Source organism: Streptomyces sp. P9-2 (genome assembly GCF_051903975.1).
Lineage (GTDB): Bacteria > Actinomycetota > Actinomycetes > Streptomycetales > Streptomycetaceae > Streptomyces > Streptomyces cellulosae.
This window is the reverse complement of sequence record NZ_CP192633.1, coordinates 6,000,037-6,026,600: the sequence shown is the minus strand read 5'-3', so window position 1 is coordinate 6,026,600 and position 26,564 is coordinate 6,000,037. Positions and strand designations below refer to the sequence as shown.

The window sequence follows — 26,564 nt, the reverse complement described above, 5'->3', positions numbered from 1 at the left end:
GGGGTCAGATGCGCTCGACGATGGTGGCGATGCCCATGCCGCCGCCGACGCAGAGCGTGGCGAGCCCGTAGCGCTTGTCCTGGCGCTCCAGTTCGTCGACGAGGGTGCCGAGGATCATCGCGCCGGTCGCGCCGAGCGGGTGGCCCAGGGCGATGGCGCCGCCGTTGACGTTGACCTTGTCGAGCGACAGGCCCATGTCCTTCACGAAGCGCAGCACGACCGCGGCGAACGCCTCGTTGATCTCCACGAGGTCGATGTCGTCGATGGTCAACCCGGCCTTGGCGAGCGCCTTGCGGGTGGCGGGCGCGGGTCCGGTGAGCATGATGGTCGGCTCGGAGCCGGAGACGGCGGCGGAGACGATGCGGGCGCGCGGGGTGAGGCCGTAGCGCTCGCCGACCTCCTTGGAGCCGACCGCGACGAGGGCGGCGCCGTCGACGATGCCGGAGGAGTTGCCCGCGTGGTGGACGTGGTCGATCTTCTCGACCCAGTGGTACTGCTGGAGCGCGACGGCGTCGAAGCCGCCCAGTTCGCCGATGTCCGCGAAGGACGGCTTGAGCTTGCCCAGGGAGTCGGCGGTGGTGCCGGGGCGCAGGTGCTCGTCGTGGTCGAGGACGACGAGGCCGCTGCGGTCCTTCACCGGGACGACGGAGCGCCCGAAGCGGTTCTCCTTCCAGGCGGTCGCGGCGCGCTCCTGGGAGAGGGCGGCGTACTCGTCGACGTCGCGGCGGGAGAAGCCCTCGATGGTGGCGATGAGGTCGGCGCCGATGCCCTGCGGCACGAAGTTGACCTCGAGGTTGGTCATCGGGTCGTTGAACCAGGCGCCGCCGTCGGAGGCCATCGGGACGCGGGACATGGACTCCACGCCGCCCGCGAGGACGAGGTCCTCCCAGCCCGAACGGACCTTCATCGCGGCCAGGTTGACGGCTTCCAGGCCGGAGGCGCAGAAGCGGTTCTCCTGGACGCCGGCCACCGTGTCGGGCAGGCCCGCGGCGATGGCGGCGACGCGGGCGATGTCGGAGCCCTGGTCGCCGACCGGGCCGACGACGCCGAGGACGATGTCGTCGACGGCGGCCGGGTCGAGCCCGGGGAAGCGGTCACGGATCTCGTGGATGAGTCCGACGACCAGGTCGATGGGCTTGGTGCCGTGCAGGGCGCCGTTCGCCTTGCCGCGTCCGCGCGGGGTGCGGATCGCGTCGTACACATACGCTTCGGTGCTCACGAGGAGGCCTTTCGCTGAGGGTTCGAGGGCGGGGACACCAGGCCGGGTACGCCCCAGTCTCGGGCCACGTCCTCGGTGTCGGCGCCCGGCCGGGCGGGCCCGGTGCGGACGGTGGCGGGCGTCGCGGAGAACCGCGGCGCGGGGGCGGGCTGGGTGATGCCCGCGTGGTCGGTGAAGGTGGAGCGGGCGGCGAGGTGCGGGTGGTGCGGGGCCTCGCGCAGCGACAGCACCGGCGCCACGCACGCGTCGGTGCCCTCGAAGACGGCCGTCCAGTCGTCGCGCGTGCGGGAGGCGAACCGCTCGGCGACCTTGGCACGCAGCTCGGGCCAGCGGGTGACGTCGGCGTGCGCCCCCGCGAGTTCGGTGAGGTCCAGCAGGCGCAGGAACTCCGCGTAGAACCGGGGCTCCAGCGCGCCGACGGCCATGTGTCCGCCGTCGGCGGTCCCGTAGGTGCCGTAGTAGGGGCAGCCGCCGTCGAGGAGGTTGACGCCGCGGCGGTCCTGCCAGACGCCGGCGGCGAGCATGCCGTGGATCATCGAGGTGAGGTGGGCGGTGCCGTCCACGATGGCGGCGTCGACGACCTGTCCGGCGCCGGTGGCGCGGGCGTGGTGCAGGGCGGCGAGGACGCCCACGACCAGGTAGAGGGATCCGCCCGCGTAGTCGCCGAGGAGGTTGGCGGGGGCGACCGGGGGCCGGCCGGGCTCGCCGGTCATGCCGAGGGCTCCGGTGACGGCGATGTAGCCGATGTCGTGTCCTGCGCGGTCGGCGAGGGGGCCTTCCTGCCCCCAGCCGGTCATCCGGCCGTACACCAGCCGGGGGTTGCGGGCCCGGCAGTCCTCGGGACCGACGCCGAGCCGCTCGGCGACACCGGGGCGGTAACCCTCGATCAGGATGTCGGCGCGCTCGGCGAGGTCGAGGACGTGCTTCACGCCGTCGGCGGTCTTGAGGTCGACGATCACCGAGCGCTTGTTGCGGTTGGTGACGTCCCGGGCGGGGTCGATGCCGAGTCCGGGGCCGCCGGGACGGTCGACGCGTACGACGTCGGCGCCCAGGTCGGCGAGGAGCATGGCCGCGAAAGGGCCGGGGCCGATCCCGGCCAGCTCGACCACGCGCACGCCGGTGAGCGGGCCGTGGTCCGGCGCCGTCGCCTCCGTCATCGAGCCCCCATCGACTGTGACACTGTTGGTGTAACACCTGCGATGTTAAGAAGGTCGCGGACCCGGCACAAGGGGAGGCGAGCAAGCGCTTGGCCAGAGTAGCCGGAGCGGGGCTTGGACCGTGTGCGGCGGGGCGCCGAGGCGGCGGTGACGGGGCCCGGAATGCGGGTCCGCACCGGCGTGCCGGCGGGCCTCCTGGTGCGCCGGGGCGGCTTCCGCCCGGCCGGCTCGGCCTTCCGCGGGTCGAGTGGCGACCATCCGGCGGCCGGGGGCGGCCTTCCGCCGACCCTGGAGCGGTCCCGCAGTGGGCAGGGGCGGCCTTCCGCCGACCGGGGCGGCCTTCCGCCGGCCGGGGGGCGGGTCCCACGGCGGGCAGAGGCGGCCTCCACGGGCCGGGTACCGGTCCCGCAGCGGACCGAGGCGGCCACCGCGGGCCGGGCAACGGCTTCCGCCGGCCGGGGCAGCCCTGCGCCGGCCGGGGGGCGGGTCCCACGGCGGGCAGAGGCGGCCTCCACGGGCCGGGTACCGCTCCCGCAGCGGACCGAGGCGGCCACCGCGGGCCGGGCAACGGCTTCCGCCGGCCGGGGCAGCCCTGCGCCGGCCGGGGGGCGGGTCCCACGGCGGGCAGAGGCGGCCTCCACGGGCCGGCCGGCTGTCGTGCGGCGCCCCGGCGCAGGGCGGCTCAGCGGACCGTCCGTTCCACTGTCCGGGCGTCCAGCTCGGCCACCCGTCGCTTCGTGGCGACCGTGCGGTAGCTTTCCTCCACCCAGTCGCACAGCAGCTCCGCCGACGGGGAGCCCGCGGGCTCCAGCGGGACGCGCACCCAGCCGGCCTTGCCCAGGCCGTACCCGGCGGGCTCGGCGCCCGGGCAGGCCAGCGCGTGGGCGTGCGCCGTCTCGTCCGTCAGCTTCACGGTGGCCCCGAGCGGGTGACTCCCGTCGTCCACGCCGAGGAAGACGAACACCTTCCGGTCGACCTTCGCGACCGTCTCGCCCCAGGGGTGCTCCTCGACGGCGCCCGGCAGGCGCAGCGCCCAGTCGCGCACTTTCTCCCACTTCCGCAGGGCGTTCCGTGGCACGGCCATCGCTTTCCTCCGGGCTCGTCGTCGGGCTCCGCACCCCTCACGCTAGCCTCGGCCACCGACAGCGGCGCGGCTGCACGACCAAGGGGTGTCATGAGCAGGCTGAGCAGGACGGACCGTCCGTACGACATCGTGCTCTTCGGAGCGACCGGTTTCGCCGGGACGCTGACCGCGGAGTATCTGGCCGCCCATGCGCCGGAGGGCCTGCGCTGGGCCGTCGCGGGCCGCAGCGAGCGGAAGCTGGAGGAGCTGCGGGAGCGGTTGCCCGGCGGCGAGAAGGCGGGCGTGCTGCGGGCGGACGTGTCCGAGCCGGCCACGGTCCGCGCCCTCGCCGAGCAGGCGCGGGTGGTCGCCACCACGGTGGGGCCCTACGTGGAGTACGGCGAGGAACTCGTCGCCGCCTGCGCGGACACCGGCGCGGACTACGTCGACCTGACGGGTGAGCCGGAGTTCGTGGACCTGATGTACGTCCGCCACGACTCCCGCGCGCGGGAGACGGGGGCGCGGCTGGTGCACGCCTGCGGCTTCGACTCGGTGCCGCACGACCTGGGCGCGTACTTCACGGTGCGGCAGCTGCCGGAGGACGTGCCGCTGACGGTCGACGGGTACGTCACCGCCGACGCGGCCTTCTCGGGCGGCACGTTCGCCTCGGCGCTGAACCAGTTCGCCCGGCCGGGCGCGCTGCGGGCCGCCGCGCGGGACCGCCGGCGTCACGAGCCACGGCTGGTGGGCCGCCGCGTCTCGGCCCCGGCGGGCGCCCCGCGCTACGCGCCGGAGGTGGACGCCTGGGCGCTGCCCCTGCCGACGATCGACGGCCAGATCGTGCGCCGCTCGGCGAAGGCGCTGGCCCGCTACGGCCCGGACTTCCGCTACCGCCACTACGCGGCGGTGCGCAGCCTGCCGGTCGCCCTGGGCGGGGTGGCCGCGGTGGGCACGCTGGTCGCGGCGGCCCAGGTCCCGCCGCTGCGCCGTGCCCTGTCAGCCCGCCTCGAGCCGGGCGACGGCCCGAGCCCCGAGAAGCGGGCGCGCAGCTGGTTCACGGTCCGCTTCGTCGGCGAGGGCGGCGGCCGCCGGGTGTACACGGAGGTCTCGGGCGGCGACCCGGGTTACGACGAGACGGCGAAGATGCTCGCGGAGAGCGCGCTGTCCCTCGCGTTCGACGACCTGCCCCTGACATCGGGCCAGGTCACGACGGCGGTGGCGATGGGCGACGCACTGATCGGCCGCCTTCAGGAGGCGGGGATCCGGTTCCGGGTGGCGGCGGTGCGCTGAGGGGTGCGCGGCGCGCGGCTGTCCGGCGCGGGTCGGGGCGGGTGGCACGGGGGCGTGGCGGTCCCCCGCCCAGCTCGGCGCGCGGTGACCAGCGTCTGCGGGGCAGTGCGCTCGACAGCCGGGCCGCCTTCCGCTCCGGCGGGCCGCCTTCCGCTCCGGCGGGCCGCCGGGGCCGTCGGGGATGGGCGACTGCCGGCGATTCGCTGGGCGTTGACGGGCGAGTGGTGCGTCCGGGCTGCCCGCAGGGCGTCGCGCCCCCGGACGGGCACCGCCCACGCCCGGGTCACAGTGGCCAGGTGATCAGCGTGTAGATCATGCCCGCCACCCAGCCCACTCCCGCCAGCACCGCCAGGGACAGGCCCAGTGTGACGGCTCGGGCGGTGGGGCGCGTGGGCGTGGGACGGGGGCGGGTCGTGCGGCGTGTCGGCATGCGAACACCCTGCCGACCTAGCGGTGTTCGGGCATCCGTACGCGTACTCAGTCCGCCGTGAGTGCCCGTGCTGCCTCGCGGAGGGCGCGGCGGCACAGGGCGTCCGCCCTGCGGGTGGTCTCGGGGAGGCGGTAGGCGGGGGCCAGGGCGAGGGTGTGGGCGCAGGCGTTGTCCAGGCTCACCCGGTGGCCCACCGAGACGAACACCAGTTTGACGGCGTCACGGGTGCGCAGCGCGCGGCCCACCTCCTCGGTGCCGGCGAGCAGCGGGGCGGTGCTGCCGCGCGGGGCGGCGGGCTCGTCGTAGGTGAAGGTGAAGGGGTTCTTGGCCACGCCGATCGTCGGGAGTCCGGTGAGGACGCCGAGGTGGCCGGCGAGGCCGAAGCGGCGCGGGTGAGCGCGGCCGTAGCCGTCGCAGACCACCAGGCCGGGCGCGCAGGGCAGCGCCTTCAGGGCGGCCAGCACCGTGGGGATCTCGCGGAAGGCGAGGAGTCCGGGCACGTAGGGGAAGGAGACCCGGCCGACCGCCGTGGACTCGGCGACGACGGCCAAGGTCGCCGCGTCCAGCACGACGGCCGCCGCGACGACCACGTCCCGCTCGTCGTCGTAGGCGACGTCGACGCCGGTGACGTGGCCGGTGCCGGGCGGCGGCCCCGGTTCGTCGAGCACCACCTTCGCGCGGAGCGCGTCCTGGACGGCGCGGGCCTCTTCCTCGGTGGCCGGCCACCCGGCCGGTGTGCGTACGGTCGTCATGGTCCCCCAGAGCCTAGGGGCGGGGCGCTCCGCGCGGTGGCGCGGGGCTCACTTGCCGAGCGCCCGCTGCAGCTGCCCCTTGTTCATGCTCGAACGGCCCTCGATGTTCCGCTTCTTGGCCTCTTCGTAGAGCTGGTCGCGGGTCGGGCCCTGGGATCCCTTGCCGGACCGCTGGCCGCCGCGCCTGCCGGAGGACATGTCCTGCGTCGACGTCCGGCTGGCCGTCTTCGACTCGCCGGACCGGGCGCGTTCCTTGTTCACCGTCCGGGCGGCGATCTCCTTGGCGCGCCCGGTGCTCTCGCCCCGGTCCTTCGCGCTCTCCTTGATGTGCTCGTACTGACGCTCCCGCTTGGGGCTGGAACCGCGTGGCATGTCCGCTCACTTTCTCTCGCGCTCGGCGAGCGCTCGGTCGCGTACAGCGGTCGGGTACCCCGGCCCGCGGGATCCAGTGCCGCCGGCCCGCGTCACTGCTCCAGTCGGGCGACCCTGCCCTTCTCCCCCGCCGCCCAGCAGCCCTGGTCGGGCGTGCAGTCGACGGTGTCGTACGAGCCGGTGTCGACGGTGCGCCAGGTGCGGCCGCCGTCGGTGGTGAGGTCGGTGCCGGTGGGGCCGACGGCGAGGGCGGCGGTGCGGCTGTGCGGGAGCCAGGCGGCGCCGGAGCGGTAGGCGGGCGGGGAGCCGGCGGCCGGGCGCCAGGTGCGGCCGCCGTCGGCGGTGCGGGCGGCGGCGTCGGGCGAGGGCAGGCCGGGGGTGAAGTCGCCGCCGACGGCGAGACCGTGGTGGCGGTCGCGGAAGGCGAGGGCGAAGACGCCGCGCGCCGGGTCCCCGGCGGGGATCGGGGTGTCGGTGGCCGTCCAGGTGCGGCCGCGGTCGGCGGAGTGCAGCACGCGGGCCCGGTGCGCTCCCCCGGTGGCCAGCCAGACGTCCTTCGGCCCGGACGACACCAGGCACTGGCCGCTCGCGGCGAACCCGGCCTCGCCCTCCAGCGCCGGGGGCATGCCGGTGTCGGGCAGCACGGTCCAGGAACGGCCACCGTCGCGGGTGGACAGGATGCGGAACTTCCCGTCCACGGGGTCGCTCATGGCGAGCCCGTGGCGGTGGTCGAAGAAGGTGACGCAGTCGTAGAAGGCGCGGGGGTCGGGGTTGCGGAAGGTCTCGGTCCAGGTGGTTCCGCCGTCGTCGGTGCGGTAGACGCGGGAGTCCTCGCCCTCCCCGATGGCCAGCACCACGGCCCTGCGCGCGTCGAACGCCTCGACGTCCCGGAACTGCAACTCCTCCGCACCGGGCGGCGACACGTCCCGCCAGGTCCGTCCGCCGTCGGTGGTGCGCAGCACGGTGCCGAGGGATCCGGCCACCCACGCGGTGTCCCGGCTGACGGCGGCCAGACCTCGGAACCGCGCGTCGGGGGCGCCGGTGTCCTTCAACGACCAGTGCGGGGCGCTCTTTTCGCCGTCCGGTCCGTGTGCCTGGGCCGGTACGGCGGTGAGCGCGGCGAGTGCCGCGACGCCCGCCGCTGCCGCGGTCACCCGCCGCAGTCCCCGCCCCGTCCGTCCCGCGGTTCCCGCCCGTCGCGTACTTCCCCAGCACCTCATGGCGGGCGAAGCTAGCCCACAGGCGGGGAGCCGTCCAGAGCGCCCGCCGGCGGGGGCGGCCCCAAGTGGCCCGTGCGGAACGGGAGGAGAGACGTGTCACTCGGGTGCATGAAGGCGGTGACAGAGGTCACTAGCACTCCATGCGCACGGAATGGCCGATTCCAGCGTCTCTTCCAGTAGCCGACAGACATGAACCGCCCGGAAGCCAGCCCAGCCGTCACGAGGGAGCAAGGCGTTGTCCACCGTCATCGAGCAGTCCGTAGAGGCCCGCCTGGTCGCAGCAGCGCCGCGGATGGCCGACATCCCCGCCACGCTGCACTACGACGGCGACGACCCGTTCGCCGTCCGCATGACCTTCCCCGCGCCCGCGACGCTCGAAGGCGTCGACGTGTGCTGGACGTTCGCCCGCGACCTGCTCGCGGCGGGCATGGAGTCCCCGGAGGGCGACGGCGACGTCCGGGTCCGCCCGTACGGCTACGACCGCACGGTGCTTGAGTTCCACGCCCCGGAGGGCACGGCGGTGATCCACGTCCGCTCCGGCGAACTGCGCCGCTTCCTGGAGGCCACGAGCGAACTCGTCCCCACGGGCCTCGAGCACCTCCGCCTCGACCTGGACCACGACCTGGCGGAACTGATGCGGGACGCGTAGGCCCGCGCAGGCACGCGGCGAACGGCCAGGCACCCCGGGTGACGCGGGGTGCCTGGCCGTTCGCCGTTGCGGGGCTTCAGCGGCCCTTGGGCAGCGCCGGCGCCGCGTCCCTCAGGCCCGCTTCCAGTTCGTGGAGGAGGCCCGCGAGAGCGGGGGCCATCGGCACCGTCGGCAAGGTGCCCGAGGACGCGATCGGGAGGTCGGCTGCCGCCGCGAGGGTGAGGACCGTCGCCGTGGTCTCGTCAGGGGTGACCGCGCCCGACAGGACCTCCCGGGCCTCCGCCCGGAGGGCGTCCGCGCGGGCCGTGTCCGCGAGAACGTGGTCCACCGACGGGAACACGCCGAGCACCCGGTGCTTCTCGGCCCGCAGCACCCCCTCGGCGACCAGGTGTTCGCGGACCGCGTCCAGGGTGTGGCGGGCGTGCAGCGTCACCCAGGTGCGCCAGCCGTGCGGGAAGGACTCGCTGACCAGTTCGAGGAGCCCGTCCAGGGCCGGGTCACCGGTGCGGGAGTCCAGGTCGCGCGGGGTCGCGATGCCGTCGTCGTCGACCAGCAGGCCACGGCGTGCGAGATCGGCCAGGGCGCCGGCCCGCACCACGGGGGCGGCCCGGGTGGGGTCGAGGTCCCAGGCCAGCAGGCACAGGCGGGCCGGCAGGGAGAGCGGGCCGTTGGGCACGAGGCCTCCTCGGTGCGGGGACACGGGGTCCACGGTGCCAACAAACGCGTTGACGGCCGGTGGGGCCGCGCGTAACGTCGTCGGCGGTTCTGTTGCCGTCGATGGGAGAAGGACGTTGCTCGTCTGAGGTTCTGAGACACCGCCTCACACCGCTCAGGTGTGTGCGCCGCGTGCGACCTCGGCGTTCGAGCCGTCCTTGCGGTCCCTCCGCAACGGGGCTTTTCTCATGCCACGGATCTCCTCCCCGGCTGCCGGTCGTCGTCCCGCGGTGTCTCGATACGCGTGTGCCCCTGATCGAACCGTGCAACCGCGGAGGCCCGCATGTCAGCTTCACTCACCTGTCACTCCCTCTCCTTCACCTGGCCCGACGGCGCCGTCGTCTTCGAGGACCTCGACGCGGCCTTCGGCCCGGGCCGCACCGGCCTCGTCGGACTCAACGGCTCCGGCAAGTCGACCCTGCTCAAGCTGATCGCCGGGGAGCTCACCCCCACGGAGGGCTCCGTCAAGGTGTCCGGCGAGGTGGGCCGGCTGCCGCAGACCGTCACGCTGGACACCGCGCTGCGGGTCGACGAGGCCCTCGGCATCGCCGAGAAGCGGGCCGCGCTGCACGCCATCGAGGCGGGCGACGTGGCGGAGGAGCACTTCGAGACCGTCGGCGACGACTGGGACGTCGAGGAGCGCGCCCTCGCCACCCTCGGCGAACTGGGTCTCGGCCACATCGGCCTGGACCGCACCGTCGGCGAGGTGTCCGGCGGCGAATCGGTCATGCTGCGGCTGGCCGCGCTGCTGCTGAGCCGTCCCGACGTGCTGCTGCTCGACGAACCCACCAACAACCTCGACCTGTACGCCCGCAGACGCCTCTACGCGGCCGTCGAGAGCTGGCAGGGCGTTCTGGTCGTGGTCAGCCACGACCGGGAACTGCTCGACCTGGTCGACCAGATCGCCGAGCTGCGCCCGGGCGGCATCCACTGGTACGGCGGCAACTACACCGCGTACGAGGAGGCCCTCGCCGTGGAGCAGGAGGCGGCGGAACGCATGGTGCGCGTCGCCGAGGCCGACCTGCGCAAGCAGAAACGCGAACTGACCGAGGCCCAGGTCAAGCTGGCCCGCCGCAAGCGGTACGGCCAGAAGATGTTCGAGCAGAAACGCGAACCGAAGATCGTCATGGGTGCGCGCAAGCGCGCGGCGCAGGTCTCCGCCGGCAAGCACCGCATCATGCACGAGGAGAAGCTCGCCGAGGCCAGGGAGCGGCTCGACGACGCGGTGGAGGCGGTGCGGGACGACGACGAGATCCGCGTCGACCTGCCGTACACCGCCGTGCCGCCGGGGCGCCAGGTCCTCACCCTGATGGACCTGGAGCCGGCGTACGGCGCCCGGGTGAAGGGCCTCGATCTGCGGGGTCCGGAGCGGGTGGCTCTGATCGGGCGGAACGGCGCCGGGAAGACGACGCTGCTGCGCACGATCGCCGGGGAGCTGCCCCCGGTGTCGGGCGAGGCGACGGCGCACGTCCCGTTGCGGTTCCTGCCGCAGCGGCTCGACGTCCTCGACCCGGAGCTGACGGTGGCGGAGAACGTGGCCCGGTTCGCACCGGGCGCCACCAACAACCGGATCCGGGCGCGGCTGGCCCGCTTCCTGTTCCGGGGCGCCCGCGCCGATCAGCGGGCGGCCACCCTGTCCGGCGGCGAGCGCTTCCGGGCGACCCTGGCGGCGCTGATGCTGGCGGAGCCCGCGCCGCAGCTGCTGATGCTGGACGAGCCGACGAACAACCTGGACATGGCGAGCGTCCGGCAGCTCACCACGGCGCTGGAGTCGTTCGAGGGGGCGCTGGTCGTGGCCAGTCACGACCTGCCGTTCCTGGAGTCGATCGGCATCACGCGCTGGCTGATGGTGGAGGGAGGAGAGGTGAAGGAAATCGCGCCGGAAGCTGTCGGGGATTCCGCCTAGCGTCGGCGGTGTGACGCGGGCGCTGGAGCACCTGACGCCGGTGATCGTCGTCGACCAGCGGCCGGCCGGCGGCCACTCCCGGTCGACGGTGGGCACGATGACGGACGTGCGCTCGGTGCTGCGGGTGCTGTTCTCCCGGCACGGCGCCCCGAGCGCGGGCCCGGCGACCGCGTACTCGTTCAACGACCCGTCCGGCTTGTGTCCCGGCTGCGACGGTCACCGTGCAGGGCACGGGCACACCCGGACCACCGACCACGAGGGACTGGCCGACCGGTTTGAACGGGTCGATCCGGAAGGGGACTTGGAGGGGATGAGTCAGAAGGCCCTTGATCTGGTCGGGAGTTCCTTGCCGAAGGCGTCCACCCGGCTGCGGCGGCGCACGGCTGAACGAGGCGGCGACGGCCTCCCGGACCGACGGGCACGACATCGCCGGCCTCTCCGCGATGCGGGTGTGCGACCTGATCCGGTGCTGCGGGAGATCGACGACCCGGTGGCCGGGCCGGTCGCCGCGCCGGAGCGGATCGACCGCATCGGCCTCGGCTGTCTCTCCCTCGACCGGGAGACGCCCACGCTCTCCGGGGGGGCGAGGGCCGGCGGCTGAAGACCGTACGGCACCTGGGCTCCAGGGTGTCCGGGATGACGTACGTCTTCGACGAGCCGAGCGTCGGGCTGCACCCGGGGGACGTGCACCGGCTGGGCGAACTCCTGCCGCGGCTGCGGGACGAGGGCAACACCGGTGCTGGTCGTCGAGCACGACCCGGACGTCGTCGCGCCGGCCGACCACGTCGTCGGCGAGTGCGTACGGCGACGGCTGCGCGCGCTGCGGGACGTCGGTCCCACCTACCTCACGCCCGGCCGGCCGCTGTCCCTGTCCACGCTGTCCGGCGGGGAGCGGCAGCGGCTGAAGCTGGCCACGCGGCTGCACCGGGACGGCGCGGTGTTCGTGCTGGACGAGCCGACGACCGGGCCGCACATGGCGGACGTGGACGGGCTGCTGGACCGGCTGGTGGACGCGGGAAGCACGGTGGTCGTGGTCGAGCACAGCCTCCAGGTGGTGGCGCACGTGGACCATGAGGTCGACCTGGGGCCCGGCGGCGGGCGGGACGGCGGCCGGGTGGTGTTCGAGGGGACGCCGGCCGAGCTGCTGCGGGCTCCGGGGTCGTACACCGGGGAGCGTCTGCGGCGGGCCGGGGGCTGAACCGGGTTACCCGTGGTACATCTCATCGGGCCCCGGGGTGGTCCCCTCGGGCGGCGGACTGCATGATGGCGGGGCCGGGGCCCGTGGCCGGCCGGCCCCGTGCGGGCCAAGAGGCCCGCGACCATCAGCACGCCCGATCCTGAAAGGCGAACCCGTGCCCAGCAAGAAGGCCCTCGTCCGCCGTCCCGCGCCCTGCCTCGCCGAAGGGCTGGTGACCCATGCCGAGCGGGAGGAGGTGGACGTCGACCGCGCCGTGCGGCAGTGGGAGGCGTACACCGAGGCGTTGCGGGCGCACGGCTGGGAGACCGTCGAGGTGGACCCGGCCGACGACTGCCCGGACTCCGTGTTCGTCGAGGACACGGTGGTGATGTTCCGCAACGTGGCGCTGATCGCCCGCTCCGGCGCGGAGTCGCGGCGTGCGGAGACCCTCGGGGTCGAGGAGGCCGTGGCGTCCCTGGGCTGCTCGGTGAACTGGGTGTGGGAGCCGGGCACGCTGGACGGCGGCGACGTCCTGAAGATCGGCGACACGGTGTACGTGGGCCGCGGCGGGCGCACCAACGCGGCCGGGGTGCAGCAGGTGCGGGCGGCGTTCGAGCCGCTGGGCGCGCGGGTGGTGGCCGTGCCGGTCGCGAAGGTGCTGCATCTGAAGTCGGCGGTCACGGCGCTGCCCGACGGGACGGTCGTCGGGCACATCCCGTACATGGACGCGCCGTCGCTGTTCCCGCGGTTCCTGCCGGTGCCGGAGCCGTCCGGGGCGCACGTGGTGTGCCTCGGCGGCGACAAGCTGCTGATGGCGGCGAGCGCCCCGAAGACGGCGGAGCTGTTCGCGGACCTCGGCTACGAGCCGGTGCCGGTGGACGTCGGCGAGTTCGAGAAGCTCGAGGGCTGCGTGACCTGCCTGTCGGTGCGGCTGCGGGACCTGTACGCCTGACCGGACTCCAGGGGGCGGAAAGCTTCGCTGGTCAGCGGCCTTTACGGCGCCCTTAGCCTACGGCTTCGTAACCTACGGGTACGTAGCCTACGATGCCGTAGGTTGTCCGGCACCGCTCGCCGGCACGTCCACATGTCCCCGTCCCCCTGGAGCCACCCGTGACACTCACTCCTGCCCACATCGGCAGCCCCTCCGTCTGGACCGACGCCCGGCTGCTGTACGCGCTGGAGGAAGTGGTCGAGAAGGAACTCAACCGGCATCTGAAGGTCGCCAAGGACTGGATGCCGCACGAGTACGTGCCGTGGAGCGACGGGCGCAACTTCCCGGGCTTCTTCGAGGACGGCGAGGCCTGGGACAAGGAGCAGTCGAAGGTCACCGAGGTCGGCCGCATCGCGCTCGTGGTGAACCTGCTGACGGAGGACAACCTCCCCAGCTACCACCACGAGATCGCCTCCCTGTTCGGCCGCGACGGCGCCTGGGGCACCTGGGTGCACCGCTGGACCGCCGAGGAGGGCCGCCACGGCATCGTGATGCGCGACTACCTGCTCGCCTCGCGCGCCGTGGACCCGGACAAGCTCGAGCAGTTCCGCATGGCGCACATGAGCGAGGGCTTCGAGTCGGACAACCGGCACTCGATGCTGCACTCCGTCGCCTACGTGGCCTTCCAGGAGCTGGCCACCCGCATCTCGCACCGCAACACCGGCCACCAGTCCGGCGACCCGGTCTGCGACCGCATGCTGGCGCGGATCGCGACCGACGAGAACCTGCACATGGTGTTCTACCGGAACCTGCTGAAGGCGGCGTTCGAGCTCGCCCCCGACCTGACGATGCAGGCCGTGCGCGACGTGGTGGTCAACTTCCGCATGCCCGGCCACAGCATCCCCGGCTTCGAACGGGCGGCCGCGCAGATGGCCATCGGCGAGGTCTACAACCTGCGCATCCACCACGACGACGTGCTGCAGCCGGTGCTGCGCTTCCTGAAGATCATGGAGATCGACGGGCTGGGCCCGGAGGGCCTCAAGGCGCAGGAGGAGCTCGGTCTGTTCCTCGGCGGGCTGGACTCCGAGGCGCGCAAGTTCGACGAGAAGCTCGCCGCCCGCAAGGCCCGCATGGCGGCCCGCGCCGCCGGCTGAGGCTTATCCGCCGGGGCGGTGCTGGCGGGAGTCGGTGCGCCGCAGGGCGTGGCGTTCCTTCTCCGACAGGCCGCCCCACACGCCGAAGCGCATGTCGTGCGTGAGGGCGTACTCCAGGCAGGTCGCGCGGATCGGGCACAGGCCGCAGATGCGCTTGGCCTCACGGACCGAGCTGCCGGGCTCGGGGAAGAAGAAGTCTCCCCCGGTCTGCGCGCACAGCGCCTCCTCCTGCCAGGCGAGGTCGGGCGGCGTCAATGTGTCGGTGTGCATGGCCGGAAGCGTGCCCGAGCGGGAAAAACGTTCGATCAACGCGGCATCAACGCCGGGCCCCGGGGCGGCGGCCCCGGCCCGGCGGGACCCGCGCGGCGGCCACGATGATGAGGCCGTGCGCCCCGGCCGCGCACGGCGGCGCGCCGGGCGTCAGGTCTCGCGCGGGTCGCCCCTGAGCACCGCGAAGCGCGCGCCGTACGGATCCTCCAGGCGGGCCAGCCGGCCCACCCCGGGGACCGAGGTCGGGGGCATCCGCACGCGTCCGCCCAGCTCGACGGCGCGCGCGGCCACGGCGTCCGGGTCCTCGGCGCCGATGTACGGCAGCCAGTGCGGCCGGTTCTCCGCCGCCTCCACGGGGTCGTCGGCGAGCGGCACCATCCCGCCGAACGCGCCCTCCTCCCCTGTCCCCTGCGGGCTGAGGGTCGTGTAGACGCCACCGGGGAAGCTCACCGCGGACGTCTCCCAGCCGAGGACCGCGTGGTAGAAGGCGGCGGCGCGGGCGATGTCCGGCGTGTACAGCTCGGCCCAGCAGAGGCTGCCCGCCTCGCCCGCCGAGTCCAGTCCTTCGCGCCTGCCCGGCTGCCACACGCCGAAGGCGGCGCCCATCTGGTCGGCGAGGACCGCCGACCGGCCCTGCTCCCCCACGGTGACCGGCGGGGCCTGCACGCTTCCCCGGGCCGTGCGGACCGCGTCGGCGGTGGCGTCGGCGTCGGAGCTGCGGAAGTACACGGTCCAGGCGGCCGGGTCCTGGTCGCCGCCGATCGGGCCGCAGCCCGCGACGATCCGGCCCGCCCGCTCGAGGAAGCCGTAGCCGCCGCCCTCGGGTCCCGCGGGACGGTACGACCAGCCGAAAAGGGCTCGGTAGAAGGACGCGGCGCCCTCGGGGTCGGGCGCGGTGACGTCGATCCAGCAGGGCGCGCCGTCGACGAAGCGGGTGGTGAGCATGGTGCCTCCAGAGGGGAGTCCCGTCGCCTGCTCCGCCGAGTCTTCCACCCCCCACCGACAATCACCGGGACGGCACCCGGACGGCCCACGGCCGATCGAGCAGGGCACGGCCGGCGGATCATGCGGCGGACGTGGGGCCTGGCACGCCCGCCCCCACCCCGAACCGGCGTGGAGCCCCGGCAGCGCCATCCTGGGTCGCCGACGTCCCTGCTGTCGGCTGCGCTCGGGCGGGGCCCCGTCACGTCGACCGTCTGCTCCGCCTTGCGGAGGTGAGGCGGGCGAGGTCGCCGGAGCTCGTGGCGGGGGCGGGCTGACGGGGCCGCACCGCCGGCGCGGAGTTCGGCGGCAGCCTGCTGTGCCGACAGGCGGGCACCGTTGCCGGCCGCACCTGACCCCGCTCGCCCGGGTTCCACGGCTCCGCACCGTCGCGTCGGCTCGATCCGCCGGACAGGCGTCAGGCCGAGTCCCTGCGGACCAGCGTCACCGGCAGCACCACCCCGGTCGGCCCCGCGCCCTCGTCGGGCTCGGCGCTGCGGTCCAGGTCGCGCAGGAGGAGACGGGCCATCAGGCGACCCATCTCCTCGATGTCCTGACGGACCGTGGTGAGCGGCGGCTCGGTCTGCTCGGCGATCGGCAGCATGTCGTCGAAGCCGACCACGGCGACGTCCTCCGGCACGCGCCGCCCGTGCTCGCGCAGCGCCCGCAGCGCGCCCGCCGCCATCAGGTCGTTGCCGGCGAACACCGCGTCCAGGTCGGGGCGGCGGCCGAGCAGTTCCCGCATCGCCCGCTCGCCGCTCGCGGCGGTGAAGTCACCCTCCTCGACGAGCGCCGGGTCGGGGTCGGCCATGACGTCCCGGAAGCCGTCGAGCCGGTCCACGGCAGAGGTCTGGTCGAGGGCGCCGGTGATGTGCGCGACGCGGCGGCGGCCGAGGCCGAGGAGGTGCCGTACGGCGTCGCGGGCGCCGCCCCGGTTGTCGGTGTCGACGTAGCGGACGCCGTCCTCGCCGCCGTTCCAGTGCGGCCGGCCGCCGAACACGGTGGGCAGTCCGGCGCGCTGGATCAGTCCGGGCAGCGGGTCGTCGATGTGCAGGGAGAAGACCAGGGCGCCGTCGACGTGTCCGCCGGCCAGGTAGCGGGCGACGCGCGCGTGGTCGTCGCGGTCCTCGGTGAGGAGCAGGACCAGCTGGTTGTCGTGGGCGGTGAGTTCCTTGCTGATGCCGCGCAGCTGCCGGGCGAAGAAGGGGTCGGCGAAGACGCGGGTCTCCGGTTCGGCCACGATGACGGCGACCGCGTCGTGGCGCCGGGTGACGAGGCTGCGGGCGGCCTGGTTGGGGACGTAGCCGAGTTCGTCCACCGCGCGCCGGACGCGTTCGGCCAGGGGTTCGCGCACTCCGTCGGAGCCGTTGACCACACGGGACACGGTGGCCCGGGAGACCCCGGCCCGCGCGGCCACGGCCTCCAGCGTGGGACGCGGCGCACTCTCGCTCACTTCGGGGCTCCTCACCTGGCGGTTGGCCGAAAGGATAGCCCCGGCCGGCCCGGCGGCGAGAGCGCTCTCGCCGCGTGCGGGCCGGTCCTGTCAGTGCGCGTGTCCGGACGTCTCCCCGGAGGACGCGGTGTGGTCGTGCTCGTCCGGGTCGTAGCCGGGGATCGTCCCGTCGGGTTTCTTGACCAGGAACAGGCCGACCATGCCCATGTCGGAGTGGCTCTGGACGTGGCAGTGGTACATCCAGGCGCCCGCTCCCACCCCCTCCCCCGCGATGACCTGGAAGCCGAAGGAGTCGGCGGGGCCGCAGATCTTGGTGTCGACGACCCGGGTGGGGTCGTCGGGGCCGGTGAGGATGCCGGTGCGGTTGTCCGCCCAGCGGTGACCGTGCATGTGGAAGGTGTGGTAGTACTCGCCGTGCGTGATCATGACGATCTCGACCCGGTCGCCCACGGTGGCCTCGAAGTCGGGGCCCGTGTGCGCCGGCTTGTTGTTGATCGTCATGTCGTTGAAGACGATCGTGTGGGTGGCGTCGGGCAGGATGTCGTCCTTGCGGCGCACGACGACCGGCCCGTAGAGGCCGTTGCGGATGCCGCCGGTGCCGTGCACGGTGCCGACGACGTGGTCGTGGTAGTGCCAGTAACCGGCGCTGCCCGCCCGCCAGGTGCCGTCCGCGCGCCGTCCCGGTTTGTGGGTGCGCCAGGTGTAGACGCGGGTGCCGCCGGGCTCGACGGCGCTCTTGTTCTGCTGGGTGCCGTCGCTGGAGATCTCGTAGTCGACGCCGTGGACGTGCAGGCTGACCGGGACGTCCATGGTGTTCTCGAACTCGATGTGGAGGGTGTCGCCCTCGTTGAGCTCGATCAGCGGGCCGGGGACGGACGCCTTGCCCCTCTCGAAGCCGTAGCCCATCTGTCCGCCGTCCAGGCGCTCGGCGTACATCTTGATCCGGCGTACCTCGCCCCCGGCGGGCGCGGTTCGCGCGGTCGTGGCGGCGCTCGCGGCCTCGGATGCGGTGGACAACGATGTCGTCGCCACCGCGGCGCCGCCCAGGAGTACCCGTCGGTTGAAACCGCGTCTGTCCATGCCGAACTCCCCATGTGGCTGTCATGAACCTGTGAAACCGTAGCGGTCGGCCCAGGGTTTATCCACACTCAGGACAAAGTTTGGTTGATTGCTGCGATAGGTATTGGCGTCTGACGCAAAGAGGTCTAGCTTCCTTGTCGCTGCTGCTGCGACCGAGGAGGGGTGGGTGGCCACGTGCGGTCCACATCGCATCAAGAACCCCCGCACATACGCGGGTTGAGCACATCGAGCACCTCGAACGCACGAAGGACGAGAACGAGACGACGCACCTGGGCCGCCACCGTGGCCGCCGGGGTCGTCGCCGCCGGACTGCTGTCGGGTCCCGCCGCCAGCGCGCGTCCGGCCCCCGATCCGTCCCTGACAACGATGTCCATCACGTCGCCGCCCGGCGGCGCGAACGTACGTGTGCTGCTGTTCTACGGCTCGGCGGCCGGCGGCGACGAGTCGCCTCTGGTGAACGCCGGGATCGCGGCGATCGAGCGGATCGGGCAGACCGGTCCGGAGAACCAGCGCTTCACGGTGACCGCCACCGGCGACCCGCGGGTCTTCACCAACGACACGAAGCTGAGCCGCTTCAACGCGATCGTGTTCCTCACCGGCGGCGGGGACGTCCTCGACCCGGAGCAGGAGGCGGGCCTCGAGGCGTACATGGAGGCCGGCGGCGGGTTCGTCGGCCTGCACGACGCGGCCCGCGCGGAGCCGTACTCGGACTGGTTCACCGGTCTGATCGGCGCCCGCCCGGCCTCGGGGCAGGCCACGGTGCAGCGGGCGACCGTGGAGGTCGGCGACCGGGCGCACCCGGCGACCAGGAGTCTGCCGCTGGAGTGGAAGCGGCCCGACAAGTGGCTGAACTGGGTGAAGAACCCGTCCGGCGACGTCCACACGGTGGCGCGGGTGCGCGAGTCGACGTACAAGCCGGGCGCCGGCGCCAACGGCTGGGACCACCCGGTCAGTTGGTGCCGCGACTACGACGGCGGCCGCTCCTTCTACACCGGCATGGGCGGCACGGTGTCGTCGTACGACGAGACCGACTTCCGCGAGCATCTGCGCGGCGCGCTGCTGTGGACCACCCGCCTGGTGCAGGCGGACTGCAAGGCGACCATCACCGGCAACTACAAGGCGGAGCGGCTCACCAAGCCCAACCAGCCCGGCCGGAACGACCAGATCGGCGAGCCGCACGGCCTGGTCACCGCGCCCGACGGCCGTGTGTTCTACATCGGCCGCGGCGGCGCCGACGCCTCGCAGCCGGTCGTCACCGACTGGAACGACCCCGACATCGGCAAGGGCAGGGGCGAGATCCACGTCTACGACCCGAAGACGAAGGAGGTCACCCTCGCCGGGGCGCTCACCGTCTTCGGCAACAAGGGCGGCGGCGACGAGCTGACGAAGGTCGAGGAGGGCCTGCTCGGCATCGAACTCGACCCGAGGTTCACGCAGAACGGGTGGGTGTACCTGCATTACACGCCGCACTCGGGGATCGACCGGGACAAGCGCATGGCCGAGCGGCGGGTCTCCCGCTTCACGCTCGACCACGCCACCGACAAGCTGGACCTGAGCAGCGAGAAGGTGCTGCTGAAGTGGCCGGTGCAGGTCCACAGCTGCTGCCACGCGGGCGGCGGGATGGCCTGGGACTCCAAGGGCAACCTGTACATCGCCACCGGTGACAACAACTCCAGCGGCTTCAGCGGCGGTTACTCCGGCAACAACCCGGAGCCCAACTACAAGGGCGTGTCCTTCGCCGACGCGCGCCGCACCGCCGGCAACACCAACAACCTCAACGGCAAGATCCTGCGCATCCACCCCGAGCCGGACGGCACGTACACCCTCCCCGAGGGCAACCTGTTCACCGGCAGGGAGACCGACGAGGGCGGCGGCAAGACCCGCGGTGAGATCTACGTGATGGGCGTGCGCAACCCGGCGCGCATCTCCGTGGACCCGGAGACCGACATCCTCTACGCGGGCTGGGTCGGCCCCGACGCGGGCGCCCCGTCGGCGACCTGGGGCCCGGCCAAGTACGACACGTTCGCCGTGATCACCAAGGCGTCCAACCGCGGCTGGCCGTACTGCATGGGCAACAAGCAGCCCTACCGGGACCGCAACCTGCCCGACCCGTCCCAGCCGCTCGGCTGGTACGACTGCGACCACCCGAAGAACGAGTCGCCGAACAACGACGGCCTGGTCAACCTGCCGCCGGTGACCGGCAACAACATCTGGTACTCGCCGCAGGGCGGCGGGCCGGACTTCCCGCGCGACGCGAACGGCGTCCCCTCCTACAAGGCGGAGGAGGCCGTCTACCGGCTGCCGTGGCTCAAGGGCGGCGGTCAGGCCGCGATGAACGGCCCGGTGTACCGCTACGACGGCACGAGCTCCAGTGACGTCAAGTGGCCCGCGTACTGGGACGGCAAGTGGTTCGTCGGCGACTTCTACGACGCCGACCAGCCGCGCAACGCGGTGCTGATGGACCCGAGGACGCAGGGCGACGGCGGTCTGCCCGTGCACTCGGAGTCCCTGAAGAAGATCGTGCCGGTCGGCAACGACGGCATCAAGAACCTGATGGGCTGGACGTTCGGTCCGGACGGTGCGCTGTATGTGCTGGACTACGGGCGCGGGTTCTTCACCTCCGACGCCAAGTCCGCGCTGTGGCGCGTCACCTACACGGGCGGCGGGCCGACCCCGGCCGCCGGCCGGCTGGCGAGGGGGACGCAGTGACACGTCGACCGAGAGTGTGGGCCGCGCTGCTGGCCGGCCTGATGATGGTGCTCGGACTGCAGGCGCTGCCCGCCGCGGGGCAGCCGAAGGCCGGGGGCGCCCGCGCGGCGGCCCAGGTCCTCACCTGGACCGCGGGCAACGACATCGACAAGTACCTGTCCGCTCCGGCCACCGCGGTGGCCGGTCCCGCGACGATCGTCTTCGAGAACAGTGAGGCCACCGGCAACACCACCGGCATGCCGCACACCCTGACGTTCGTCACGTCCGACCCGGAGTACAACAGCGACGTCCAGCTGAACATCCTGGCCAACCCGTCCGACGCGCAGGGCGGCCGGCACACGGCGGAAGTGACGCTCACTCCGGGCAAGTACTTCTACCACTGCACCATCCCGGGCCACGGGTCGATGCAGGGCGTGCTGACGGTCACCGAGGGCGGCGGCGAGGACACCACCGCGCCCGAGGTCACGGCCGAGGTGACCGGCGCGCGGAACGACGCGGGCGCGTACGTCGGCGCCGCGACCGTGGCCCTGAAGGCCACGGACGAGGGGTCGGGCGTGGACCACGTCGAGTACGTGCTCGACGACGAGGAGGTCTGGCAGCCGTACACCTCCCCGGTGGTGATCGACCAGGTCGGCACGCACACCGTCCGCTACCGCGCCCTGGACAAGGCCGGCAACGTGTCGGAGGAGAAGAGCGTCGAGTTCACCGTCGTCGCCCCGCCGACGGACGACACCACGCCGCCGGAGACCTCGGCGACCGTGGACGGCGAGAAGAACGCCGACGGTCACTACATCGACATGGCGACGGTCACCGTCACCGCGTCCGACACCGGCTCCGGAGTCAACACCATCGAGTACGCGCTCGGCGCGGACGGCGCCTGGCAGCCCTACTCGGGCCCGGTGATGGTGCACGAGGCGGGCACGCACACCGTCCGCTACCGGGCCACCGACAAGGCGGGCAACGCGGCGGCGGTGAAGAGCGTGGAGTTCACGGTCGTCGCCGCTCCCCCGCAGGACACCACCCCGCCCACCACGGGTGTCACCCTGCAGGGCACGAAGAACTCCGACGGCGCCTACCTCGGACGCGCCACGGTGACGGTCAGCGCCGACGACGGACACGGCGGCTCCGGTGTGGCACGGATCGAGTACTCCCTCGACGCCGGCCCGTACCTGGAGTACACCGGCCCCGTGGTGGTCGACCGGGTGGGCCGGCACACCGTGGCCTACCGGGCGACCGACGAGGCCGGCAACACCTCCGAGCCGCTCACGGTGAGCTTCACGGTGGTGTCCGGCAGTGTCCCCGCGCCTCCCTGCCCCGAGTACGACGAGCGGCTGACGGTGATCGTCGGCACGGTCGACTCGGGCGTGCCGAACCGGGTCACCAACAACCGGTGCCGGATCGGCGAGATGATCGAGGACGAGAAGGAGTGGACCTCGCAGGCGCTGTTCCTCAAGCACGTCAGGACCGTGCTGGACGCGCTGAGGAAGGAAGGGGTCGTCGACCGGCGGGAGTACCGGGCGATCAACAAGGCGGCCCGGCAGTCCGGCATCGGCACGCCCGGCCAGACCGAGGGGTACCGCACCATCCTGGACGGTACCGAGGCGTCGTTCGCCAAGTGGGAGCAGGTGGGCGGCGGTTCGTTCAGCCTGAACCCGGACGGGTCGATCACCTCGGGCACCACCCAGGGCGGGCTCGGCATGCTGTGGTTCCCGGAGCGCAAGTACGGCGACTTCTCGCTGAAGCTCCAGTGGCGTGACGACGCCCCGGGCACCGGCAACGCCAACTCCGGTGTGTTCGTGCGGTTCCCGCAGATCCACGACCACCCGGAGGAGCCCCGGCCCGAGTGGGCGGCCATCAAGTTCGGGCACGAGGTGCAGGTGTTCGACTCGCCCACCGGCGACATGTACAAGACGGGGTCGGTGTACGGCTTCGACCGTGTGGGCCTGGCCGGCGCGGGCGTGACGCAGAAGGGCACCTGGAACGACTACGAGATCCGGGTGGTGGACCAGCACTACGAGGTCTACCGCAACGGCGTGCTGATCAACGAGTTCGACAACATCGGCGGTCTGGACTTCTCCCCGCCGCGCTCGGACGACCCGGGCACGGACGGGCGGCGGTACGCCTCCGGCTACATCGGACTGCAGGTGCACGGCACGACGGACGTCGTCTCCTACCGGGACGTGCGGATCAAGGACCTGTAGGACGCGGGTCCTGGTGAACGGGCCGGGTCAGGAGGCCGAGGGTTTCGGTTTCCTGGCCCGGCTCGGCTGCACCCGGCTGGGCTCGCCCGGCATCTTCGGATACTCGGGCGGGTAGGGCAGGTCGCCGAGCCCGTGGTCCTGCTCGTCGCGCCGGGCGAGTTCCAGCAGGGGTTCCAGCGAGAAGGCGTGCTCGTCCATGTCCGCGTGCACGTCGCCGAGTTCGGCGAAGCGCCCGGGCATCGTCGTGATGTCGAAGTCCTCCGGGTGGGCGACGCCCACCTCGTCCCAGCGCAGCGGCGCGGAGACGGGGGCGTGCGCGCGGGGACGCACCGAGTAGGCGGAGGCGATGGTGCGGTCGCGGGCGGTCTGGTTGTAGTCGATGAAGATGCGCTCGCCGCGCTCCTCCTTCCACCACTTGATGGTGACCTTCTCCGGCATCCGGCGTTCCATCTCGCGGCCGACGGCGATCGCGGCGCGGCGGACCTGGGTGAAGGTCCAGCGCGGCTCGATCGGCACGAAGACGTGCAGCCCGCGGCCGCCGGAGGTCTTGGGCCAGCCGCGCAGACCGTACTCGTCGAGGACGGCGCGGAGTTCATGGGCGGCGCGGGCGGCGTCGTCGTAGTCGGTGCCGGGCTGCGGGTCGAGGTCGATGCGGAGTTCGTCGGGGTGGTCGACGTCCGTGCGGCGCACCGGCCAGGGGTGGAAGACGAGGGTGCCGTACTGGGCGGCCCACACCACGGCGGCCTCCTCGGTGGGGCACATCTCGTCGGCGCTGCGGCCGCTGGGGAAGGTGATGTGGGCGGTGGGGATCCAGTCGGGCATGCCCTTGGGGGCGCGCTTCTGGTAGAACCACTCGCCCTCTATGCCGTCGGGGTAGCGCTGGAGGGTGGTGGGGCGGTCGCGCAGGGCGCGGAGGACGCCGGGGGCGACCGCCGCGTAGTAGCGGGCGACGTCCAGCTTGGTGTAGCCGCGCTCGGGGAAGAACACCTTGTCCGGGCTGGACAGCCGCACCGTCCGGCCCGCCACCTCCAGCTCCACCGCATCACCCATGCGGCCACGGTAGGCGCGGGCGCCGGCGCCCGCACACCGGACGCGCCCGCCCCGGCGCCCCCGAAGGGGCGCGGGGAACCGCGCGACCGGCCCCCGCCGGGCCGCACCCGACGCGCAACCATGCGAGGCACGCCGTCAGCCGCAGGCACGGCGCTGGGGGCGAGGCCCGCTGAGGGGTGCCGCCTGCGCCCACCCGTGCCGCCCTGGGGGTACCTCCCAGGCCCTTGAGGCACTGGGGGAGGCACGACTGCCCGCAGACGGCGCGCCCCTCAGGGGCGCGGGGAACCGCGCGACCAGCCCCCGCCGGCCCGCACCCGGCACACGACAACGCGCCGCAGGCAGCACGATGCGGCGTCCTCGAGACGCGCACCACCGCCTCCCTCCTTACAGTCGACCCATGGACCTCCCGGTGATGCCGCCCGTCAAGCCGATGCTCGCCAAGTCGGTGGCGAAGATCCCGCCGGGCATGCAGTACGAGGCGAAGTGGGACGGGTTCCGGGCGATCGTGTTCCGTGACGGGGACGAGGTGGAGCTGGGCAGCCGTACGGGCAAGCCGCTCACCCGGTACTTCCCCGAGCTGGTCGAGGCACTGCGGGAGCGGCTGCCCGAGCGGTGCGTGGTGGACGGGGAGATCGTCATCGCCCGCGACGGGCACCTGGACTTCGACGCGCTGACGGAGCGCATCCACCCGGCGGACTCCCGGGTGCGGACGCTCGCCGAGCGGACCCCGGCGTCGTTCGTGGCGTTCGACCTGCTGGCCCTCGCGGACGAGTCCCTGCTGGACGTGCCCCTCACCGACCGCCGGAAGCTGCTGGTGCGGGCGCTGCACAACGTCACCCCGCCGGTGCACGTCGCGCCGGCGACCACGGACGTCGACGTCGCGCAAGGCTGGTTCGAGCAGTACGAAGGGGCGGGTCTGGACGGGGTGGTGGCCAAGCCGCTGGACCTTCGGTACCGGCAGGACGAGCGGGCCATGTTCAAGATCAAGCACGAGCGCACGGCAGACGTGGTGGTCGCCGGGTACCGGCTGCACAAGAGCGGCCCGGTGGTGGGCTCGCTGCTGCTGGGCCTGTACGACGCACAAGGCGCCCTCCAGCACGTGGGCGTGTCGGCCGCGTTCAGCATGAAGCGGCGCGCGGAGCTGGTGGAGGAGCTGGAGCCGCTGCGGATGGAGGACGTGTCGGGTCATCCGTGGGCCGCCTGGGCGGACGAGGCCGCGCACGCGTCGGCGCGGCTGCCGGGCGCGCCGAGCCGCTGGACGGGCAAGAAGGACCTGTCGTGGGTGCCGCTGCGGCCGGAGCGGGTGGCGGAGGTCGCGTACGACCACATGGAGAACGGGCAGCGCTTCCGGCACACCGCCCGTTTCCGCCGCTGGCGCCCCGACCGCGACCCGGAGAGCTGCACGTTCGCGCAGCTGGAGGAGCCGGTCCGCTACGACCTCGCGGAGATCCTCGGCGGGCCGTGAGCGCGGCGCCGTCGGGGCCGTCGCTCAGGGCTTGATCAGCACCTTGACCGCGCCGTCCCGCTTCTTCTGGAACATGTCGTAGGCCTCGGGCGCCTCGTCGAGGGGCACGCGGTGAGTGGCGAAGTCGTCGACGCCGAGGGGGTCCTCGTCGGTGAGGTAGGGGATGATCTCGTCGCTCCAGCGGCGCACGTTGGCCTGCCCCATGCGCATCTGCACCTGCTTGTCGAACAGGGTGAGCATGGGCATCGGGTCGGCCATGCCGCCGTAGACGCCGGACAGCGAGATGGTGCCGCCGCGGCGGACCAGCTCGATGGCGGTGTAGAGGGCGGCGAGCCGGTCCACGCTGAAGCGTTCGGCCATCGGGCCGCTGATCTTGCGGGGCAGCAGCGCCGAGGCGTTCTGCACCATGCGGGCCGCGGCGCTGCCGTGCGCCTCGGTGCCGACGGCGTCGATCACGGCGTCGGGGCCGCGGCCGTCGGTCTGGTCGCGGATCGCCTCGACGAGTTCCTTCTCGTCGTCGAAGGACCGCAGGTCGAAGGTCTCCACCCCGCGCGCCTCGGCCCGCCGCAGCCGCTCCGGGACCAGGTCCACGCCGAACACCCGTCCGGCTCCCCTGACCTGGGCGATCCGGCAGGCCATGTCGCCGATGGGGCCGAGGCCGAGCACGGCGACGCTGCCGCCCTTGGGGACCTCGGCGTAGGCGACGGCCTGCCAGGCGGTGGGGAGCACGTCGGAGAGGTAGACGAAGCGGTCGTCCGCCGGGCCCTCCGGCACCTTGACGGGGCCGTACTGGGCCTGAGGCACCCGCAGGTACTCGGCCTGCGCACCGGGCACGGCGCCGTACAGCCGGGTGTAGCCGAACAGGGCCGCGCCCATGCCCTCGGCGGTGACCTGCGTCGTCTCGCACTGGGTGGGCAGCCCGGTCAGGCACATCCAGCAGTTGCCGCAGGCGATCTGGAAGGGCACGACGACCCGGTCGCCCACCTGGAGGTCCGGGACGCCCGCGCCGACCTCCTCCACGATGCCCATCGGTTCGTGGCCGAGGATGTCGCCGGGCGTCATGAACGGGGTGAGCACCTCGTACAGGTGCAGGTCGGATCCGCACAGTCCGGTGGAGGTGATGCGGATGATCGCGTCCGTCGGCTCCTCGATCTTCGGATCCGGGACGGTCTCGACCCGTACGTCCCGCTTCCCCTGCCAGGTCAGTGCCTTCATCGCCGCCTGCTCCCTCCGTGCCGGCCGGTGTGTCACGCCGTACGGCTCCGTGCGCCGCCCGTGCGGTCGCTCCCGGGTACCCGAGGCGCGGTACGCCGAACCGCCG

The 26,564-nt window shown here is 73.1% G+C and carries 22 protein-coding genes and 1 pseudogene; 9 read left to right on the top strand and 14 right to left on the bottom strand.

All coding sequences use genetic code 11. The features are described from left to right. Positions 1 to 4: 4 nt before the first annotated feature. The 3 genes from ACQY0Z_RS27225 to ACQY0Z_RS27215 form a co-directional block, all read right to left on the bottom strand. Positions 5 to 1,219, bottom strand: a complete 1,215-nt coding sequence (locus ACQY0Z_RS27225) for an acetyl-CoA C-acetyltransferase (RefSeq protein ID WP_189903939.1) — start codon at positions 1,217 to 1,219, stop codon at positions 5 to 7. After that, positions 1,216 to 2,376, bottom strand: a complete 1,161-nt coding sequence (locus tag ACQY0Z_RS27220; RefSeq protein ID WP_189903941.1) for a CaiB/BaiF CoA transferase family protein — start codon at positions 2,374 to 2,376, stop codon at positions 1,216 to 1,218. The genes ACQY0Z_RS27225 and ACQY0Z_RS27220 overlap by 4 nt, the downstream gene beginning before the upstream one ends. A 682-nt stretch (positions 2,377 to 3,058) precedes the next feature. Next, on the bottom strand, positions 3,059 to 3,460 hold the full coding sequence (locus ACQY0Z_RS27215; RefSeq protein ID WP_254585690.1) for an MmcQ/YjbR family DNA-binding protein: 402 nt from the start codon (positions 3,458 to 3,460) through the stop codon (positions 3,059 to 3,061). A gap of 90 nt (positions 3,461 to 3,550) precedes the next feature. Between ACQY0Z_RS27215 and ACQY0Z_RS27210 the strand changes: the two genes are divergently transcribed. After that, positions 3,551 to 4,729, top strand: a complete 1,179-nt coding sequence (locus ACQY0Z_RS27210) for a saccharopine dehydrogenase family protein (RefSeq protein WP_439812967.1) — start codon at positions 3,551 to 3,553, stop codon at positions 4,727 to 4,729. Positions 4,730 to 5,012: 283 nt separating this feature from the next. On the opposite strand, the gene mmpA is transcribed toward ACQY0Z_RS27210, so the two are convergent. From mmpA to ACQY0Z_RS27190, 4 genes are all read right to left on the bottom strand, one after another. Next, on the bottom strand, positions 5,013 to 5,159 hold the full coding sequence (mmpA, locus tag ACQY0Z_RS27205) for a morphogenic membrane protein MmpA (RefSeq protein ID WP_254585688.1): 147 nt from the start codon (positions 5,157 to 5,159) through the stop codon (positions 5,013 to 5,015). Positions 5,160 to 5,206: 47 nt separating this feature from the next. Then, positions 5,207 to 5,911 (bottom strand): endonuclease V, encoded by a 705-nt coding sequence (locus tag ACQY0Z_RS27200; RefSeq protein WP_439812966.1) that lies wholly within the window; start codon positions 5,909 to 5,911, stop codon positions 5,207 to 5,209. A gap of 48 nt (positions 5,912 to 5,959) precedes the next feature. Continuing rightward, a complete protein-coding gene (locus ACQY0Z_RS27195) occupies positions 5,960 to 6,283 on the bottom strand; it encodes a plasmid stabilization protein (RefSeq protein WP_189903950.1) in 324 nt (107 codons plus the stop codon). Positions 6,284 to 6,375: 92 nt separating this feature from the next. Next, positions 6,376 to 7,437: a WD40/YVTN/BNR-like repeat-containing protein gene (locus ACQY0Z_RS27190; protein WP_439812965.1), complete on the bottom strand. Its 1,062-nt coding sequence runs from the start codon at positions 7,435 to 7,437 to the stop codon at positions 6,376 to 6,378. Between the two features lie 301 nt (positions 7,438 to 7,738). On the opposite strand from ACQY0Z_RS27190, the gene ACQY0Z_RS27185 reads away from it, so the two are divergent. Continuing rightward, on the top strand, positions 7,739 to 8,152 hold the full coding sequence (locus ACQY0Z_RS27185; protein ID WP_189903954.1) for an SsgA family sporulation/cell division regulator: 414 nt from the start codon (positions 7,739 to 7,741) through the stop codon (positions 8,150 to 8,152). Between the two features lie 76 nt (positions 8,153 to 8,228). Here ACQY0Z_RS27185 and ACQY0Z_RS27180 read toward each other — a convergent pair whose 3' ends face one another. Further along, on the bottom strand, positions 8,229 to 8,828 hold the full coding sequence (locus ACQY0Z_RS27180) for a GOLPH3/VPS74 family protein (protein WP_381726613.1): 600 nt from the start codon (positions 8,826 to 8,828) through the stop codon (positions 8,229 to 8,231). 321 nt (positions 8,829 to 9,149) lie between these two features. Between ACQY0Z_RS27180 and ACQY0Z_RS27175 the strand changes: the two genes are divergently transcribed. The 4 genes and pseudogenes from ACQY0Z_RS27175 to ACQY0Z_RS27160 all read left to right on the top strand — a co-directional run bounded on the left by ACQY0Z_RS27175 (position 9,150) and on the right by ACQY0Z_RS27160 (position 14,034). Continuing rightward, entirely contained in the window at positions 9,150 to 10,772 is a 1,623-nt protein-coding gene (locus tag ACQY0Z_RS27175; protein ID WP_439812964.1) for an ABC-F family ATP-binding cassette domain-containing protein, read from the top strand. Between the two features lie 22 nt (positions 10,773 to 10,794). After that, positions 10,795 to 11,970: pseudogene (locus ACQY0Z_RS27170) on the top strand (ATP-binding cassette domain-containing protein); the annotation flags it as partial. Between the two features lie 154 nt (positions 11,971 to 12,124). Then, positions 12,125 to 12,901 carry a dimethylargininase gene (gene ddaH / locus ACQY0Z_RS27165; protein WP_439812963.1) on the top strand — a complete coding sequence of 259 codons (777 nt, stop codon included), beginning with the start codon at positions 12,125 to 12,127 and terminating at the stop codon, positions 12,899 to 12,901. Positions 12,902 to 13,059: 158 nt separating this feature from the next. After that, positions 13,060 to 14,034: an acyl-ACP desaturase gene (locus ACQY0Z_RS27160; RefSeq protein ID WP_137207817.1), complete on the top strand. Its 975-nt coding sequence runs from the start codon at positions 13,060 to 13,062 to the stop codon at positions 14,032 to 14,034. A 3-nt stretch (positions 14,035 to 14,037) separates the two neighbouring features. On the opposite strand, the gene ACQY0Z_RS27155 is transcribed toward ACQY0Z_RS27160, so the two are convergent. From ACQY0Z_RS27155 to ACQY0Z_RS27140, 4 genes are all read right to left on the bottom strand, one after another. After that, complete coding sequence (locus ACQY0Z_RS27155) at positions 14,038 to 14,304, bottom strand: WhiB family transcriptional regulator (RefSeq protein WP_189903961.1); 267 nt, start codon at positions 14,302 to 14,304, stop codon at positions 14,038 to 14,040. 150 nt (positions 14,305 to 14,454) lie between these two features. Beyond that, positions 14,455 to 15,249 carry a VOC family protein gene (locus ACQY0Z_RS27150; protein WP_254585684.1) on the bottom strand — a complete coding sequence of 265 codons (795 nt, stop codon included), beginning with the start codon at positions 15,247 to 15,249 and terminating at the stop codon, positions 14,455 to 14,457. A gap of 454 nt (positions 15,250 to 15,703) precedes the next feature. Beyond that, on the bottom strand, positions 15,704 to 16,738 hold the full coding sequence (locus ACQY0Z_RS27145; protein ID WP_189903965.1) for a LacI family DNA-binding transcriptional regulator: 1,035 nt from the start codon (positions 16,736 to 16,738) through the stop codon (positions 15,704 to 15,706). Positions 16,739 to 16,828: 90 nt separating this feature from the next. Further along, positions 16,829 to 17,818: a multicopper oxidase domain-containing protein gene (locus ACQY0Z_RS27140; protein ID WP_189903968.1), complete on the bottom strand. Its 990-nt coding sequence runs from the start codon at positions 17,816 to 17,818 to the stop codon at positions 16,829 to 16,831. A 282-nt stretch (positions 17,819 to 18,100) separates the two neighbouring features. On the opposite strand from ACQY0Z_RS27140, the gene ACQY0Z_RS27135 reads away from it, so the two are divergent. Further along, positions 18,101 to 20,527: a ThuA domain-containing protein gene (locus tag ACQY0Z_RS27135; protein WP_439812962.1), complete on the top strand. Its 2,427-nt coding sequence runs from the start codon at positions 18,101 to 18,103 to the stop codon at positions 20,525 to 20,527. A gap of 14 nt (positions 20,528 to 20,541) precedes the next feature. Further along, positions 20,542 to 22,728 carry an OmpL47-type beta-barrel domain-containing protein gene (locus tag ACQY0Z_RS27130; protein WP_189904081.1) on the top strand — a complete coding sequence of 729 codons (2,187 nt, stop codon included), beginning with the start codon at positions 20,542 to 20,544 and terminating at the stop codon, positions 22,726 to 22,728. A gap of 27 nt (positions 22,729 to 22,755) precedes the next feature. Here the strand turns inward: ACQY0Z_RS27130 and ligD are convergent, their stop codons facing one another. Beyond that, positions 22,756 to 23,778 carry a non-homologous end-joining DNA ligase gene (gene ligD, locus ACQY0Z_RS27125; RefSeq protein ID WP_439812961.1) on the bottom strand — a complete coding sequence of 341 codons (1,023 nt, stop codon included), beginning with the start codon at positions 23,776 to 23,778 and terminating at the stop codon, positions 22,756 to 22,758. A gap of 397 nt (positions 23,779 to 24,175) precedes the next feature. Between ligD and ACQY0Z_RS27120 the strand changes: the two genes are divergently transcribed. Continuing rightward, positions 24,176 to 25,243 carry an ATP-dependent DNA ligase gene (locus ACQY0Z_RS27120; RefSeq protein ID WP_189903974.1) on the top strand — a complete coding sequence of 356 codons (1,068 nt, stop codon included), beginning with the start codon at positions 24,176 to 24,178 and terminating at the stop codon, positions 25,241 to 25,243. Positions 25,244 to 25,267: 24 nt separating this feature from the next. On the opposite strand, the gene ACQY0Z_RS27115 is transcribed toward ACQY0Z_RS27120, so the two are convergent. Next, positions 25,268 to 26,458: a zinc-dependent alcohol dehydrogenase gene (locus ACQY0Z_RS27115; RefSeq protein ID WP_439812960.1), complete on the bottom strand. Its 1,191-nt coding sequence runs from the start codon at positions 26,456 to 26,458 to the stop codon at positions 25,268 to 25,270. Positions 26,459 to 26,564 lie beyond the last annotated feature (106 nt).